Source organism: Streptomyces sp. URMC 126 (assembly GCF_051386555.1).
Classification (GTDB): domain Bacteria; phylum Actinomycetota; class Actinomycetes; order Streptomycetales; family Streptomycetaceae; genus Streptomyces.
Map to the genome: position 1 here is coordinate 1 of NZ_JBPQTX010001225.1, position 244 is coordinate 244.

The window sequence follows — 244 nt, forward strand, 5'->3', positions numbered from 1 at the left end:
TCTCCCGGGGCGGCCTGGACCTCGACGTCCGTACGGAGCGCACCGTCACCTTCATGGCCGACGGCCGCGAGCGCACCATCCGGACGAACGCCGCCACGGTCCGCGAGGCCGTTGCCGAGGCCGGCCTGGTGCTGCGCGGCCAGGACACCACCTCCGTGCCGCTGGACAGCTTTCCGCGCGACGGCCAGACGATCTCCGTCCTGCGGATCACCGGCAGCAAGGAGGTGCGGGAGGAGGCCATCCC

At 73.0% G+C, this 244-nt stretch carries 1 protein-coding gene; it reads left to right on the forward strand.

The features are described from left to right. Positions 1 to 244 (forward strand): ubiquitin-like domain-containing protein (locus tag ACSNOK_RS35760; RefSeq protein WP_436784825.1); only part of this gene is annotated, 244 nt, incomplete at both ends.